Raw genomic sequence first — 908 nt, 5'->3', positions numbered from 1 at the left:
AATCCAATAGTCTATATTCAGGGCTTATGCGGTAAAGAATGGCAGTTGCTGGCACGAGTCAGGCAAAACTTTGCGTCTGATGCGGCTTTACGCCATATTCAGGCATGACGTATCCAAGACTTTAAGTTAAAAGCCGGTCATTGTGGTTGAGGGGATTGCTGAGCGAGGTTCAGGCGCTGTCGCGGTAGACGCGTCGGCTAAAAAGTGTGGTGTAACGTGCTTCGAATTGACTGGCGCGGGCCAACCAGTCTTGCTGGCTGAGATTGAGCCGTTGCAGGATGGGTAGCTGTTGCTCAGAAATAGCACCCACTTTACCGGGACGAAGCGCGCGACCGGTATAGTCCACCAGCTGCAGGTAGTCCTGCAAAGTGAAAAAAATGCCGTGTTGCAGTTGGTCAACCAGCGCGCCCTCAAAGGGAAGCAGTGGCTTCAGTGGATGCTCAAAGTGTTGCAGCTGACCTTGCTGCGTTTGTTCAGCAATGGCGTCAGCTAAATCGAATGAGGGGGACAGCCGCTCCTTGATGCTGGTATAGTCAGAGTCTTCCGGGGTATCAGCTAGCCCTGAGCGCACCGGGTTCAAATCGACATAAGCCATGCAGCACAACAGTGCCTCTTCACTCAGCAGCGCCTGAGAGGTGAATCGGCCTTCCCAAAAGTGTCCGGTACAACCGTCCTCCTGATTAGCCTGGCGGGCTATAGGTTCGTTCAGACATTTCATAAACCAACTCAGGCTTGTCAGGCGCTGGCGGTAAACCTTGGCCGTGCTGTGAACAGCATTCAACTCGGCAGCGCTCAACGTGCCGTTAACCAAATAACGCTGCACCAGCACAGTTCCCTTATGCAGACTGGTCCAGCGCAACAATACGTCTTGTGTACTCCAGTCTTTCGCTTCGTCCGGATGAAGCTTC

The 908-nt window shown here is 53.2% G+C and carries 1 protein-coding gene; it reads right to left on the bottom strand.

The features are described 5' to 3' along the window. Positions 1-169: 169 nt before the first annotated feature. The coding region (locus V7D78_RS15450) for a hypothetical protein (protein WP_333609355.1) at positions 170-908 on the bottom strand (739 nt) is incomplete at its 5' end.

Source organism: Arsukibacterium sp., from assembly GCF_036735525.1.
Lineage (GTDB): Bacteria > Pseudomonadota > Gammaproteobacteria > Enterobacterales > Alteromonadaceae > Alishewanella.
Note: the sequence above shows the minus strand (reverse complement) of the source record. Positions and strands in the feature narration are given on the sequence as shown.